Here is a 15663-nt window from a genome sequence, read left to right on the forward strand (position 1 = left end):
CGCAAGAAGTAAAAGGAGGGAACCATATGTTGTATAATTTATATCAGTTTATACACAACAGCTTAGGGTTATGCTTCTGGGATTTACCGGCGCTGCTGGTGGGAATCATCATGATAGTCGTATTCGCAGTGCATAAGCATAATCAGAAGAAGCGTCAGAACAATTTCGAAGATGAGCTGGAAGAAAAGATCAAAGCAATCAAAGAAGGAACAGCAGGTGAGGAACCTGTGAAAGCATAACAACAATGGCTGACGCCGCCGGATCGCTCCGACGGCGGACAGCACAAAATGAAAAGGAGGAATCAATATGTCATATATATTTTCACACACAGTGCTTGGCTTTTGCTGGTGGGATATTCCTGCACTCATCGTTTTGATTGTTGTTATCGTGGGATTTGCGGTAAAGCACCACAACATGAAAAAAGAGGAAAATGATCTGGAAGACCAGTTATCCGAGCTGTACACAAATGACACTGTAGAGATTGACGGCAAAGCATAACAATTAAAAAAGCAATAAAGCCCCTGGAGGAGACTTCCGGGGCTTTTTTAAGAATATTCTGAAAATGGACCGCAAAGGGGTCAGACCCCTTTGACTTATTCCAAATCCGGGGTATAATAGGTGTAAATAATTAATAGAAAGCAGTGAATTCGATGTCAAAGAGATTATTAGGCAAATATGATGGGAAAAAGCAGAAGTGGCTGCACGATATTATTGAGATTATTATAATTTTTCTTGTGGTATTTATTCTGTTTCATTTTATTATAGGGGTATCATTTGTGAAGGGAAAATCCATGTATCCAACGCTTCATAATAATGAGATCGCGTTTTATACCCGGATTATTCCACGATTTGAGCAGGGGGACGTGCTGTCTGTGCGGATGCCTTCCGGAGAGTATTATGTGAAGCGTGTTGTTGCAGTAGGCGGAGATACTGTGGATATCAAACAGGGAAAACTTTACGTAAACGGTGAAAAGATGGATGAGCATTACGTCAACGGAGAGACAGAGAAGAAGGTCGGCGGTGTAGAGTTTCCTTATACCGTTGAGGAGGGAAAAGTTTTCGTCATGGGGGACAACCGGGAAGAGTCTATGGACTCGAGGGATTTTGGTGCTGTCATACGAAAACAGATTAAGGGGAAGGTCTGGCTGTATATAGGCAGAATATCGTAAGAATATACACCAGAGAATAAAGAATTGTTAAAATGAAAGCTTCACTGTACGATTGCCGAAAGGCGGTGGTACCGTGGAGCTTTTCTCTCTTATTCGTTTTAAAATAAAAAAGAAAAAACGACTTTCAAAACGTATGTTTTTCTGTCAGGGTTGTATATTAATAATATAAAAGGAAGGAGAAACATATGACAGAAAAAATAACTATTAAAAAAGCAAAAGAATTCGAAAAAGAATTAATCATGAGTGAAAAATCTTCAGCCACGGTTGAAAAGTATATGAGGGAACTACAGAATTTGATCGAATTTCTGGACGGCCGGAAAATCAATAAAAGCAGGCTTATGGAATACAGGAATGCATTACAGCTGAATTATAAGGCACAGACCATTAATGTAAAGCTTTCAGCTGTAAATGCTTTCCTTGAATTTACTGGAATGTCTGAATACCGGATAAAATTTATGAAAGTTCAAAAAAAGTCTTTTATTGAAGAAGAAAGGGAACTAAAAGAGGATGAGTATAAGACATTGCTGGCAACCGCCAGACAGATGGGTAAGATCCGGCTGTATTATATCCTGCTGACATTATGCGGCACCGGAATCCGGATAAGTGAGCTGAAATATATTACAGCAAATGCAGTAAGGCAGGGCCGCGCAGAAATTAATATGAAGGGTAAGCACAGGGTGGTGCTTCTTCCTAAAGAATTGAAAAGCAGGCTGAAGAAGTATATGGGCCTTAAAAATATCGAGGAAGGCTGTGTGTTTATTACTAAAAACGGCAATCCTGTTGACCGATCTAATATCTTTCATGAGATGAAAAAACTGTCCTCTGCAGCAGGGGTTGAGCAGCAGAAGGTATATCCGCACAACCTCAGGCATTTGTTTGCAAGAAGCTTTTATGCGGTGGAAAAAAATCTCTCCCATCTTGCGGATATTCTGGGACATTCATCCATTGAGACGACTAGAATTTATGTTGCATCCAGCTACAGAAACTTTGACAGGATACTGGACAGAATGCAGCTGATAATATAAAAAACCACAGAATCAATATTCTGTGGTAAACGGAAGTAGTTCCTACATAAATTTGTTTGATTTTATTATATATGAAAATCGTTGATTATTCAATCTATAATTCTATAAGTACGAAATATTTTAACCTTTTCTAATGTTAACCGCCAATAATAAAAACCATATGTACCACAATGAGACCTGCATATTTAGCTTTTAAACAGGTCTGCTTTATTGCGCCCTAAATGAGCTGAGCAAAGAAAAATAGATTATATAAATATAAACGATGGTAAAAATATTCCAATTCCGCGGAGCTTCCTACCACGGAATATTGATTCTGTTGTAAAACAAGAAAAATTTGCGAGGTTTAGATCATCCTGCCACCACAGAATATTGATTCTGTGGTATTTCAATAACAGGATAGTAAGGAAGGTACACAATGGAAAAAAGAACACATATTATAGCCCCGCTGAGCATAGTATTTCAGGAAAAAGCCATGCTTCTGCTCTATGACGACGGTATAAATGAGGAAATACCTTATTCGGAACTTATCATTGTTTATCTGGCAGTAAAGGATAAATACACCAGTGAAATTTATATGCCCTGCATCTCTGAAGTTTCTTCAGACATGGACGGATATATTTTAATATACGGACGCACGATGGACTATGAACTGCATACATATAAGACACTTAAAACGGCAGGAGAACTTTTTATCGAGCTTGCACAGAATGCCAGACAGGGACTGTTTGGCTATGAGCCATGGATTGAGGAACTGAGACTGTATTCTTTTGAGGAAGCTGAAATGCTGATATTCAGCGGGCAGGTCTAAAGAATTTACTGACAGGAGTACATGCAGTACAGGACAGAGGAGGAACGTCGTATGAGTATTATTCTACAAATTGTTTCCATTGCAGTATGCCTGCTGATGCTATATGGACTGTGCGTGGAAATGAAGAAAAAGCACCTTTCAGAAAATCAGGCAATCTTATGGATCGGCGGTGTGGCAGGTCTTCTGCTTCTTTCTATATTTCCTAAAATACTGCCCTGGGCGGCAGAGCTGCTGGGGATATGGTGGCCGCCGGCCTCACTGATTTTTTTCTTTCTCATCGTAATGATATTAATTATTCTGCGCCATACAATCACAATATCTGCTATGGAGACAGAAATCAAAGAACTGGCAATGCAGGTAGCACTTTTAAAAGATGAAAACAGAGAACTGGAAGACAGGTTAAACAGCAAAGCCGAAGAGGAGAATACGAATATATGAAAGTGTTGATTTGTGGAGAGTATGGTGTATTCTGCAGGGAATTGATTTCCAGACTGAAAAAAGAGAAGCATGATATCTTTGTCATAACAGGTTCGGAAAAAGCAAAAAGAGAAAAGCCCCGGACGGGTGTTTTTCAGGAATACAATTTCAGTTACCGCAGCAAAAATATCGGCACCATTATGAAGAATGTGAAGGCGGATCTGCTGCTGATTCTGGGGATCTGCGATACGAAATTTACATGGAAGGATATGAACCAGGAGTCTGTGCGCTATCTGACCAGTATTACAAATATTCTGATGAGTGCAAAAGAAGCGGGAATCAGGCAGGTTATCTACTGCTCCTCTCTTGGAGTATATAACAACTGCAGAGATGCTGTAATAGATAAAAGCACCGACTTTGAGGCGGACTCTATTCTCATGCAGACCGTGATCCAGACGGAATACATGTGTGCGGAACAGAACGTTCCGGGTGAATTCGATATATCGGTAGTACGGTATCCGGAAGTCTATGGGGATTATAAAACCCATGATTATAACATCTGTTCAAGACTGATGGAAAGCTTTTTTACCGGTACAGAAATGGAAATAGAAGCGGGGAGGCCGCACCGGGTGCTGTACGTCAATGACGCAGTAGATACTCTGATGCGGGTATTTCTATGCGGAGAACGGGAAAAAAGCTATCTGATGCCGGGGTCTGTGTATACGGAACGGCAGCTTATCGAAGCGGTAAAGACGGTGGTTCAGGGCCGGGAGACCGAGGTCAGAGAGGCGGAGTTTAAAACAGAGCCTCTGCCCGATATACACGAGCCGCAGCAGGAAAAGCTTGGGTTCTGTGAAAAATTCAGCCTGGAGGAAGGGCTGAGCGGACTCTATAAAATATATGAAAAAGAGAAAGATCTTGCAATAAGGGAGGAAAGTAAAAAGTCGGTCATCAAAGACAAACTGCTCCCTCTGGCGGAAAATGTAGGTCTGTTTCTGGTCATCACGCTGCTAACCATTCTTCTGAAAGATACCTGGTTCGGAAGTATTGCAGATCTGTACCTGATCTATGTAGTGATTATTGCCGTTGTTTACGGATGCGCCCATGCGCTGCTGGCAACGCTGCTGACACTGGCTGCCAGAATTGGAGAGATTCTGATAACGGGAGGCACTTTTGACTATGCAGCCTTTACAGGCATTCTGCAGATCCTTGTGATTGGTGTTATTGTCGGGCATATGAGAGACAAATACAGAAGAAAGAACGGCGACCTGGAGGATGAAAAGAAGTACTACCAGAGCGAGCTTGTAGATATGACCCGCATCTATGACGGCAACAGATATGTAAAAGAGATCTATGAAAAAAGAATTGTTAATTATGAAAACAGCATGGTAAGAGTGTATGAAGCATCCAGCCAGCTGGACTTCTGGGAGCCGCAGAAGGTCATCTTCCAGGCGGTGGACGTGGCGCGGGGGCTGATGGATATCGATGATGTTGCGATCTACATAACGGGTAATAATTCCGGGTACATGCGTCTCGCGGCTGCCTCATCCGAAGAAGCGCGCCGGATGGGAAAATCCATTCATGCGGATGAGCACTTTTTCATGCAGCGGGAACTGGTGGAGAGAACGGTATACAGAAACCGGGAGATTGATTCCGGCCTGCCGTCCTATGCATGCGGGATCTATGACAGAGAGGAACTGAACGCAATTGTTATGCTCTGGACAAAAGACCTTTCAAAAATCAACCTTTACGAATCCAATATGCTGGCGCTGATCTGCCGTCTGATCGAGGCGTCCATGAATCATGCGGCCACATACTGGAACCGTCTTGCGAACCAGTATATTGAGGGGACGAACGTGCTGAGAGAAGAAGAATTTGATAAAATGTACCAGATCTGCCGGGAAGGATCACAGCAGAATAAGCTGGAGTATTCGGCGCTCACAATACCGTCTGGATTTATGCCGGGCAAGGGGAAAGAGATTTATGCAAAAATAGCTTCCCTAGTAAGGCAGACAGATATCATCGGTGAAAAAGAAGGTGATATCTGTATTATCCTTATGAATACGAACGAGAAGGAAGCTGATTACGTAATCCGGCGTTTTCAGGATGCCGGGATACGGGTAGAAAATGGAATTCGATGATAGGAGCTGGCAAGAGTGGAAAACAAATGGTTTATCTGGATTTTGTTTATAAATATGTGTCTGGCACTGGTGTATTTCCTGTACAGAGGCATATTAAAAAAAGAATACCGAAAAGCCGTTCTTCTGACTGTATTTATGATATTGACTCCGGTGGTCGGAGTTATCTTCTTATCGTGCAGTGATTTGTTTAACTTTATTTTCTTCCATAAACATGACGGGCTGCTGAATGAGGAGGAACTGAGCTTCAGCAAAAAAAGGGCCCGTATGATCATCGGCGACGATATTGAGAAGGAGATTGACAGAGTGCCTATCGAAGAGGCACTGATGATCTCTGACACCATGAACCGAAGGCAGCTTTTTCTGGAGGTGCTCAAGCGCCCGGATGTGGAGGAATACATGGGGGGAATTCAGAATGCCATGGCACAGGAGGATTCCGAGGTTGTCCATTATGCGGCATCCTATATCACGGATACTATCGCAAAATATAAAGAGACGGAAAAACGTCTCCGGTCAATCTATGAAAACAGCAAAGAGACCGATACGCTCCTTTTGTATCTTCAGTTCTGTGATAATATGCTCCACAAAAAAGTGTTCAGTGAACCGGAGCAGAAGATATATCTGAATTTCTTTGAAGGATATATGGAAGAACTGTATCAGAAGGAGAAGGAGAGAATCACCGGAAACATGCTGGCAGATATCATTGAATTCAGGAGTGAGTATCAGGACTGGGCCAGCGTGGAGAAATGGGTGAAACGTGCAGAAGAGATAATGGAGCAGGATCTGGCGGCGGCAAAGGAAGTGCTGAAGTATTACTTCAAGATAAAAAATGAGAACGGGTTCCGGGAAGCTGTCCGGCTCATCAAGGAGTCGCCGCTTGTTCTTGACAGTGAACTGCTGGAGTGGATCCGGTTCTATTAAACAGACAGGATGGTAGATGACAATGATATGGGAAAATGTGTGGACAATGATAGGGACTGCTTTTGGATATTTTCTTCTTACACTTGTGATTCCTTCTGTCTGCCTGAGAGCATATATTGCGGGGAAAGAACCGACGTACCGTTTTTTCTTCTGCCAGTGCACAGGAAACTTATATCTGAGCTTCGTTGTCCTGATTCTGGGATTTCTTCATTTTGTCAATTTTATTTCACTGCTGGCCACGTTGATTATTCTGCCGTTATTCTTTACGGCCTGGAAGGAACGCAGAAAAATCTTGGCGTTTCAGAGACGCGCGGCGCTGATACTCAAAGAACTCATACTGGGGATCTATGGATTCCGGGTATTTTTTCGAAGACTTTGGCTGAAGCTGAAAAACAGGCTTATGCAAAAAAAGAAATACTTAAAAGGCAACGTTGTGGAAATCATTCTGTTCTGTGCAATTATGGCGTGGGTCATCTGGTTTTACGGATGGTATAAAATGCATAATACGGGCTATGGACACACCGATGAAGAAACCCATCTATACTGGATTGGGGCGCTGATCCATAGGAATATGTTCCCGGCAGGAATGTATCCCCACGGGGTGCATACTCTGAACGCCGCGTTGGGAACGCTGTTTCCCATGAATATAACCCGGGTTTATTTGAACTTTTCCGTTCTTTCGACCACTATGGTTTTCGGTTCGGCATACGCTCTGTTCAGAAAATGCTTTTCCAACAGATATGTGGCGATGGGCGGCTGGGCCTTTTTTGTTTTGGCAGATATATTCAACTCCACGTCCTATTTTAGATTCCAGTTCTCTTTTCCGATGGAATTTGGACTTGTGGCGGCCTTCGGAATGATCTACGCTATGCAGGCGTACATAAAAAAGAAACAGAAGGGCGATTTGATATTATTTTCTGCGTGTATCACGTGGACTTTGATGGCGCATTTCTATATCACGATCCTGTGCCTCGTTATCTGCGTATGCTTTGGGCTGGTGTATTTGATTCCGATTCTGCGGAAAAAGATCTTGCTTCGTTTTGTTGCGGGCGGAATCGCAGGTGTTGTTCTGGCATGTATTCCCTATGTCTGGGGGTATGCGAACGGCTATGAGTTTGAACGCTCCATTGAATGGGCACTGGGAATCACTCAGACAACGGCACAGTCAGAGAGCCAGGACGCCGGGGAAGCACAGACAGATCAGACGCAGTCTTATAACTGGAGGGAGATGGATGCGCTGACCCTTGCAGAGAATCTGCTGAAGGACGAAGCGAAATATCTGGCCTATAACTGTGTCAATGACAGCGATACGGCCAGAGCACTTATGGCAGCTGATGCAGTGCTTGCCGTTTATGCACTGCTGGGCCTGATTTTTTCCAAAAGGAGAATGAAGTATCTGGGCTATCTGTTCTGGGCGGTATTGTGGGAAGTATGTGCAATCCTCACATGTACCTATTATCTGAATCTTCCCGTTTTAATAGAAGTAAAGAGAATGGCAACATTTCTGTCATTTCTAACCATCCCTCTGCTGTGCCTGCCTCTGGAAATCCTGTTTGGCATACTGGGGCTGTGCAGAGTAAAAGAAAAATACCTGGAAATGTCCTTTGCGGTTCTGATAACGGGAGGAATCTGGGCAATGGCATCAGCCGGAAGAATCAAGGATGAACGGTATTTCAACATCACGATTTCGGAGGCGGATATGAGGGTATGTCTTGACTTGTGTGAAAATCATAAAAAGAATACATGGACCGTTATATCGCCCACCAATGATCTGTCGGTAATACGGTATACCGGATATCACTATGAGATTGTAGATCTCTTAAAAGAACTGGATCAGGGAAAGAAGAGTATCTATATTCCGACCCCGGATATCTATGTGGTGACAGAACGACACCCCATCTCGTTTTCCGATGACAGGCGGGAGATCGACAGAAGCGATATAGACGCACCGGATCATGTAAAAGAGATTAGTGCAGAGCTGGCGCTTCGGGATGTGGAGTGGAGCAGGGATACAACCGGGCTGCACGGTGCGGATGCACCGTATTATTTCCAGCGGGACGTGATCATGTCAAAGCTTCATTACTGGATGGAGGCGGTAAAGCAGATTTACCCAAACCACGTATCGGAGTATTACAGTGATGAAACGGTTACTGTCTATAAGATTACACAGGATCCTTATTTTACATTGAATTTATCTGTAGATTATAAAAAACTGGCAGAGGAAAGTACAGGTGGCGCAAAATGAAAAAAATACTTTTGATGATACCGGCGTACAATGAGGCCGAAAATATCGGGGCCCTGCTCAAAGGTATGAAAGATCTGGGGCTGGAATCAATGATGGATGTTCTTGTCATAGATGACTGCTCTGCGGACAGTACATCCCAAATTGTGGAGGAGTCCGGGTTTAAGGTAATAAGGCAGGTCTTTAACATGGGGTATGGGGCCGCCCTGCAGACTGCATATAAGTATGCCGTGGAAAAAAATTATGATTATCTGCTCCAGATGGATGCAGACGGGCAGCATGATCTGTGCAACGTAAAGGTGCTGTGCGGGAAAATGGGCTGCTTTTCAGAGGACGAAGGTGCATATCCGGATATTGTAATCGGATCCAGATTTTTAGAGGGAAGCCAGTCTTTTCACATATCAGGACTGAAAAAGTATACCATCCTGTTTTTCAGAAGCATCATAAAAAAGGTGACAGGATGCAGCCTGACGGATCCCACCAGCGGCCTCCAGGGACTGAACAGAAAAGCTTTTTCGTTTTATTCCCTTTACAATAATTTTGATCTGAAGTATCCGGACCTGAATATGATCGTACAGATGCTGCTGCTTGGCTTTCGGATAGAGGAAGTACCGGCCATTATGCATGAGCGCACGGCAGGAGTGTCTATGCATACCGGGCTTCTCAAAGTGGGAAAGTATATGATTTTAATGATGTTAAGTACATGGAATGCCTGGTCGCGGTATAAAACGGGGAGCAGAAAATGAAATTACTGAATATGCTTGGTATTTCCAAAAGAAACCAGCTGAAGAAACACATATTTGTATACATAGTTATCATTCTTTTCTGTCTTCTGTTTGTCTTTCTGATTGTGAGCAACCTGGATAATATCTGGCGGAACATCCATCAAACCGACAAAGAGGAGATGGACAGCCGGGCAGAGTATCAGGAGGTCCTGAGAATGTCGGATAAGCTGGAGCAGGAACAGGGGGATAAGGCGGGAGCGGCAGAGTATACCGGGGAAGAAAAAACGGCGGTGTGGGGGCAGGAGACGGACAGCTATCAGATTACTGCCCTGCAGCTTGCGAATATGAAAGAAGATTATCGGACGGAGGCGGAGCTGGGGGATTGTGCGGGCGCTGAAATTCTGTTTATCTGCAGGACGGATTTTACAGATCCGGAGCTCCAGATGCTGAAACAGTACAGTGAAGAAGGAACGACACTTTTCTTTACAGAAATACCTTCTGAAGCCGCGCTTGAGAACCAGAATGTCAGAGATCTGCTGGGGATTGATACCTATAAAGGAATTCAGGTAAAAAAGGGGATCCGGCTTACCGAGAGCCTTTTATTCGGTGAGATCGCAGAGAGCCGGGAATCTTTTTCTATGAAGTCTGTAACTCTGAAAAGGCAGGCGGAAGTATATGGCTCTGCACTGGAAAGCAGCAGGGTGAAAAATGAAAAACTCGCCCCGGTTTTCTGGCGCTACCAGAACAGTGCAAAAGGTGGAAGCGTCTATGTCGCCGACCGGGAACTGATGGCGGGAACCATGGGCTATGCGGTAGTCAGTTTCTTTTTTACAGACTTACGCCAGGTCTATATGTATCCCATTGTGAATGCATACTGTTTTGCTGTCTCGGGGATGCCCTATACAGATGAATTCACATCGGATTATCTGGATGAAGAATACGAACGGGACAGCCTGGGTGTACAGAATGATATCTTTTTCCCGGAGTTTCGGCGCTGTGAAGACCGGTACGGTGTGAAAACCACGTGGTACACACATGACGGGGAAGGAATTCAAAAGTCTTCGAATGCGATGCTGAACTATTATCTGGAAGAGATCGTGGAAGGAAATGATGAGATCGGGACGCTCGACTCCTACAGCCTGGAAAAAAGGGTCAATTCTCCTTTTGAGAACCGGCTGGAGATATGGAACTACGGCTTTGAATGGACAGACGGCCCGACAGATGCAGTCTGCATTCCAAACCGGGGGCTGGAAAGGACAAAATACCAAAATGTTATATTTCATGATAAAGGAATGAGCCGGGGGATAGGACTGAACACTGTTTATACGGACATCTCGCCGTTCCTGTACGGAACGGATGAAAAGGATCCCGAACGCTGGATAGACTACTGCCGGAACCTGGAGACAATCCTGGGTGTTGAGAAGGAAGATATTCCATGGCTGGAACGGGTGACCGTGGGAGAAGCGGTGTACAGAGTGAAGGCATTTCAGATGATGGAACCGGAGATCCAATATTCTGATACACAGATTGAAGCCGTAATCGGGAATTTTACAGGGAAAGCGTATTTTTACCTGTCTCTTCCACCGGGCCAGGAAATTAATAAGGCAGAAGGAGCCTCGTATACCGGAATCAGTGCCGGACTTTACATGGTGGAGGCAGAAAAGGAACATATAAAGATAACGTATCAGTAGAAAAAGTAACAGCAGGGCGGTATCAGGAAGAAAGGAAAGGGTCTGAATGAAAGTATGTTTAATTGTTGAAGGAGCATATCCCTATGTCAATGGCGGGGTATCCAGCTGGATGCAGGGGCTGATGCTTGCGATGCCGGATGTTGAATTCGTTGTGCAGTCCATAGCCGCAAGCCCGGATGCCAATCTGCAGTTTAAGTATAAGATTCCGTCCAATGTCAGTGAGATACAGGAAGTGTATCTTCTGGACGATGATTATATTAACAACAGAACACAGAAAAAAGTTTCCCTGACAGGGGAAGAGTATGATGCATTCGAGAACCTGATGTTTGAAAGCGATCCTGACTGGGATGTGATTATCCGGTTTTTTGCAGAGAAGGAGGTGTCGCTGAATGCGCTGCTTTCGGGAAAAGACTTCTTTAAAATGACGCTGGATTATTATAACGCGAATTTCAGGAGAGTTGCATTCTCGGATTTCCTGTGGACCATGCGTTCTCTTTACCTCCCCCTGTTTACTATATTAAAATCCAGGACGGAGAAGGCAGATCTGTACCATTCCGTATCCAGTGGATATGCGGGGATCTGGGGATGTATGCAGAAGAGCCTGTACGGCCGCCCCTTTCTGATGACGGAGCATGGATTATACACAAGGGAGCGCGAAGAAGAGATTATCAAGGCCGACTGGGTGAGTGGGATCTATAAGGATATCTGGATTGATCAGTTTAAAAAGATCGGGGAGTGCTGCTATCAGTATGCAGATAAAGTAGTATCCCTGTTTGAAGATGCCCGCCGGTTCCAGACTGAACTGGGCTGTGATGAGAAAAAAACGATGGTCATCCCAAACGGGGTGAATCACCACAAGTTTGAAGGAATCCCGCAGAAAGGAGATGCAGACCCGTCTGGAGGGAATGTATTATGGGAACCTTACATCAACGTAGGCGCGGTCCTGCGTGTGACTCCGATCAAGGATGTCAAAACCATGATCAGTGCCTTTGCGCTGGCTAAAAACCAGGAGCCCCGTCTAAAGCTGTGGATTATGGGCGGCATGGAGGAAGCGGAGGAATATGCAGAGGAATGCCGCGGCATGGTGCGGGATATGGATATGAAAGATGTGGTATTTACAGGAATTATAGATGTAAAAGAGTACATCGGCAGAATGGATTTTCTCATGCTGACCAGTATCAGTGAAGGGCAGCCGCTCTCCATTCTGGAGGGATTTGCTGCAAAGAAACCATATATAGCTACCAATGTAGGAAACTGCCGCGGGCTGATCGATGGAGAAAACGATACATACGGACCGGCAGGCTACATTGTACCGGTGATGGGAGTATCTGAGATCGCCCGTGCCATCCTGAAGCTGGCGAAGGACGAAAAGAGCCGGACGAAGATGGGGCAGGCCGGTTATCAGAGAGTCAGAGAATACTATGATGAAGCAGAGGTTTTTGGAAGATACTACAGCCTCTATCAGGAAATGACGGAAAGAAAGGAGGAGATATAATGGCTGGTATCGGTTTTGAACTGAAGAAAATATATAGAAAAGAAAGTATCTCCAGGGGGATGCTGGGCGTTGTCTACAGCTCCCTTGTGACCATTGGTCCGATGATACTTGTGATTATGGCGATCCTTCTGCTCTACTTCTTTCTGGGGATGACAAAGGTGCCCTATGCAGATCGGGAACTGCTGTCCTCTACTATCCTGTATACCTTCATCTTTTCTGTTATACTGACTTCGCCGTTTAATGTAATCTTCTCAAGGTATCTTGCGGATAAATTCTACATGGAAGAGTATTCCAATATTCTGGCGTCCTATTATATGGGGAATTCCATATGCTGTATCATAGCGACGATACTCTTCCTGCCGGTGGGATGGAGCCTGAGGGTGCGCGGAAAGATTGACCTGCCGTTCATCATTGCGGCGTATGTGCAGTGGATCTCTCTGGTAATCCTGTTTTTTGCAATCACATATCTGCATGCGACGAAAGATTATAAAATCATCGCATTATTTTTCGTGATTGGGATGGTAATCAGCTTTGTTGTGTCATTCGTTTTCTTCAAAGTCGTGGGGCAGGATGCAATTCATTCCATTATATACGGGCTGTCCATTGGCTTTTTTGTAATCGCAGTCTGTGATTTTTCCTATATCAAAAGATATTTCAAGAGTGTATCCAGCGAATACGGAGAGTGCATACGTTACTTATGGTCGTTTAAACGACTGTTAGGGGCAAATTTTCTATACATTCTGGGATTATATGTCCACAATTTTGTGTTCTGGACTGTGCCGGGGCGTCTCTATATAGCGTCTACTTATTACAGCCATCAGGCTTATGATATGGCATCCTGTCTTGCCATGTTTACGAACATCTCAGTAATGGTATCTTTCATGGTTGTCGTGGAGACAAGGTTTCATACTGCCTATAAGGAATATATGGAAGGCGTTATCGGAGGCACTTATAAAATGATCGTAAAGGGAAGAAAGAAGCTGTTTCGGACTCTCTCCCAGCAGATTATCCAGGTGTTCGGCACGCAGATCGCAATTACTTCAGTCATATTTCTGTTTATGGTACTGTTTGGGAAGCAGATTGGGTTTGACAGTGTGACGATGACAATATATCCGGTGCTGGTTGTTGCTTTTCTCGGAATCTTCATGATGTATGGGAACATCATTTATCTGTATTATTTTGCGGATATGACCGGTGCTTTTCTGACAGGAGGCCTTTTCTTCCTGGCGACTCTGATTGGCAGTCTGTTCTCCAGCAAGTGGGCGATTCCGTTCTGGGGCGCAGGAGTATTTATCGGGATGCTGGTGGGATGGACATACAGCTTTTTCAGAATACGCTGGATCGAGAGAAATCTGGATACCTTCATATTCTGCGATTATAAGGTCGTGGATACGATGAAGTCTTCTAATAAAGGAAAAGTTGTTTACCGAAAGAAGGAGCGCAATGCAGCAGGATAGGGGAAAAAGGCTGCTGCAATGGAATATCATTGTCAGTATGCTCAGCCAGGTTTTGTCACTGGTGATTAATCTGATATCAAAACGGGTGATATGCCTGTATTTGAACGTGGAGTATCTGGGGCTGCAAAGCCTGTACTCCAATTTCTGCGACGTACTGTCTTTTGCTTATTTTGGTGCGGGGACGGCGATGCTGTTCAGTTTTTACGGCCCGCTGGCCAGGGGGGACCGGGAAAGACTGGCTGCGATCTATAAGCAGTATGACAGTATATATAAAAAAATGACATGGACGGTTCTGGGAATCGGAACTCTAACCACTATATTTGCGGTATTCTCCGTAAATGCCAGTATCAGCGATGTGGAAGTCGCAGTTACATATCTGACTTTTATGCTGTCGGTTGTTCTTTACAACAGGCATATGGTGAGAAATTATTTTATCCAGGCAGACCAGCGCCGTTATTTTGTGGCGGCTGTGACCGGAGGGGTGGACGCCTCGGCTCTTGTGATCGAGATTCTGCTCCTGAAGTTTTTCAGAAGCTACGAGGCATTTGTTATTTGTATTCTCGTTAAGAATATTCTGATCAATGCGATTTTCGGAAGATATCTCAAGACCCGTTACGGTTATCTTTTTCATAAGAGCGGGGAACTTGAAAAAGAGGAAGCGGATACGATCAGGAGCAATGTTTCTGACATGGTCATGTACCGTTTTGGTAAAGTTCTGATCAGCAATACAGATAATATATTTATTTCCCGCTTTATCAGCACGGCCATGGTTGGCATCTATTCCAATTATCAGTTCATTATTGCGGGGATTACCAGCCTGATTGCAGCATTTTACGAGGCGATTACAGCCAGAGTGGGGCAGATGATGTCGGTCAGCGAAAGAGAGAACCAGTATAACGGTTTTCAGTTTTATTCGTTCATCAATTCCTGGATGGCGGGCGCGACCATTGTCTGCTTTTATTATCTGGTCCAGGATTTTATTAAGATATGGATGGGATCGGTGGAACTGCTTTCCCGGGATGTCATTATTGTGATTATAGTGAACTATTATCTGGAGATATGCCGGTCAGCCACAAAAATGTACCGGGAGAGCGCCGGCCTGTTTAAGAATATCAAGCGGATGATCCTGATTAAGGGCGGACTGAATATCGTCCTTTCCTATATCATGGGAAAAATATGGGGGCTCTGGGGGATTTTATTTGCGACAACCATTGCGTCGGCAGTGACGCTGTTCTGGTATGAGCCGCTTATTGTATACAAATATTTCAAGAAGAGTTTTATGAATGAAGTATATTATCAGTTCATCACGCTTCTGCAGATGGCGGTGTCCCTTTTTGTTACAGGTATGGCTGTCAGGGCGCTTCCGGACGGCGGGATTTTATACTTCCTCCTGAAGGCAGCAGTCTGCGGAACAGTCTGCAATCTGTGTTATCTGGTCTTTTACCTGATTTTCAGACAGAAGATGAAGCGATGCAGCGGGACATAAGATACCGGGGAAATCTTGTATACTCAAAGGGTATCCCGTAACTTATACCCTGCGGGCGGGCCCGCTGTAAACTGCGGAATCATGTATAC

The 15663-nt window shown here is 44.4% G+C and carries 14 protein-coding genes; all 14 read left to right on the top strand.

Features of this window, described 5'->3' with window-relative positions; translation table 11 throughout:
- The first annotated feature begins 26 nt into the window (after positions 1–26).
- Positions 27–239, top strand: a complete 213-nt coding sequence (locus HMPREF0240_RS17035) for a hypothetical protein (RefSeq protein ID WP_009004658.1) — start codon at positions 27–29, stop codon at positions 237–239.
- A 67-nt stretch (positions 240–306) separates the two neighbouring features.
- Positions 307–498, top strand: a complete 192-nt coding sequence (locus HMPREF0240_RS17040; protein WP_009004659.1) for a hypothetical protein — start codon at positions 307–309, stop codon at positions 496–498.
- Between the two features lie 152 nt (positions 499–650).
- Entirely contained in the window at positions 651–1169 is a 519-nt protein-coding gene (lepB, locus tag HMPREF0240_RS17045; protein WP_035313929.1) for a signal peptidase I, read from the top strand.
- Between the two features lie 185 nt (positions 1170–1354).
- Positions 1355–2194, top strand: coding sequence for a tyrosine-type recombinase/integrase (locus tag HMPREF0240_RS17050; RefSeq protein WP_009004661.1), 840 nt, complete (start codon positions 1355–1357; stop codon positions 2192–2194).
- Between the two features lie 415 nt (positions 2195–2609).
- Positions 2610–3002: a hypothetical protein gene (locus HMPREF0240_RS17055; protein WP_009004662.1), complete on the top strand. Its 393-nt coding sequence runs from the start codon at positions 2610–2612 to the stop codon at positions 3000–3002.
- 51 nt (positions 3003–3053) lie between these two features.
- The gene (locus HMPREF0240_RS17060) at positions 3054–3440 is read left to right on the top strand and encodes a DUF2304 domain-containing protein (RefSeq protein WP_083806298.1); all 387 of its coding nucleotides are present in this window, start codon (positions 3054–3056) and stop codon (positions 3438–3440) included.
- A complete protein-coding gene (locus HMPREF0240_RS17065) occupies positions 3437–5560 on the top strand; it encodes an NAD(P)-dependent oxidoreductase (protein ID WP_009004664.1) in 2124 nt (707 codons plus the stop codon). The genes HMPREF0240_RS17060 and HMPREF0240_RS17065 overlap by 4 nt, the downstream gene beginning before the upstream one ends.
- Before the next feature lie 15 nt (positions 5561–5575).
- Positions 5576–6478, top strand: coding sequence for a hypothetical protein (locus HMPREF0240_RS17070; RefSeq protein ID WP_242833354.1), 903 nt, complete (start codon positions 5576–5578; stop codon positions 6476–6478).
- A 16-nt stretch (positions 6479–6494) separates the two neighbouring features.
- Positions 6495–8723 carry a pilus assembly protein gene (locus tag HMPREF0240_RS17075; RefSeq protein ID WP_242833355.1) on the top strand — a complete coding sequence of 743 codons (2229 nt, stop codon included), beginning with the start codon at positions 6495–6497 and terminating at the stop codon, positions 8721–8723.
- Complete coding sequence (locus HMPREF0240_RS17080) at positions 8720–9466, top strand: glycosyltransferase family 2 protein (RefSeq protein WP_009004667.1); 747 nt, start codon at positions 8720–8722, stop codon at positions 9464–9466. The genes HMPREF0240_RS17075 and HMPREF0240_RS17080 overlap by 4 nt, the downstream gene beginning before the upstream one ends.
- Positions 9463–11136, top strand: a complete 1674-nt coding sequence (locus tag HMPREF0240_RS17085) for a DUF2194 domain-containing protein (protein WP_009004668.1) — start codon at positions 9463–9465, stop codon at positions 11134–11136. The genes HMPREF0240_RS17080 and HMPREF0240_RS17085 overlap by 4 nt, the downstream gene beginning before the upstream one ends.
- A 46-nt stretch (positions 11137–11182) precedes the next feature.
- On the top strand, positions 11183–12631 hold the full coding sequence (gene pelF, locus HMPREF0240_RS17090; RefSeq protein ID WP_009004669.1) for a GT4 family glycosyltransferase PelF: 1449 nt from the start codon (positions 11183–11185) through the stop codon (positions 12629–12631).
- On the top strand, positions 12631–14088 hold the full coding sequence (pelG, locus tag HMPREF0240_RS17095; RefSeq protein ID WP_009004670.1) for an exopolysaccharide Pel transporter PelG: 1458 nt from the start codon (positions 12631–12633) through the stop codon (positions 14086–14088). Before pelF ends, pelG begins: the two co-directional genes overlap by 1 nt.
- Entirely contained in the window at positions 14075–15574 is a 1500-nt protein-coding gene (locus HMPREF0240_RS17100) for a hypothetical protein (RefSeq protein ID WP_009004671.1), read from the top strand. Before pelG ends, HMPREF0240_RS17100 begins: the two co-directional genes overlap by 14 nt.
- The last annotated feature ends 89 nt before the right edge of the window (positions 15575–15663 follow it).

The organism is Clostridium sp. D5 (genome assembly GCF_000190355.1).
Taxonomy (GTDB): domain Bacteria; phylum Bacillota; class Clostridia; order Lachnospirales; family Lachnospiraceae; genus Faecalicatena; species Faecalicatena fissicatena_A.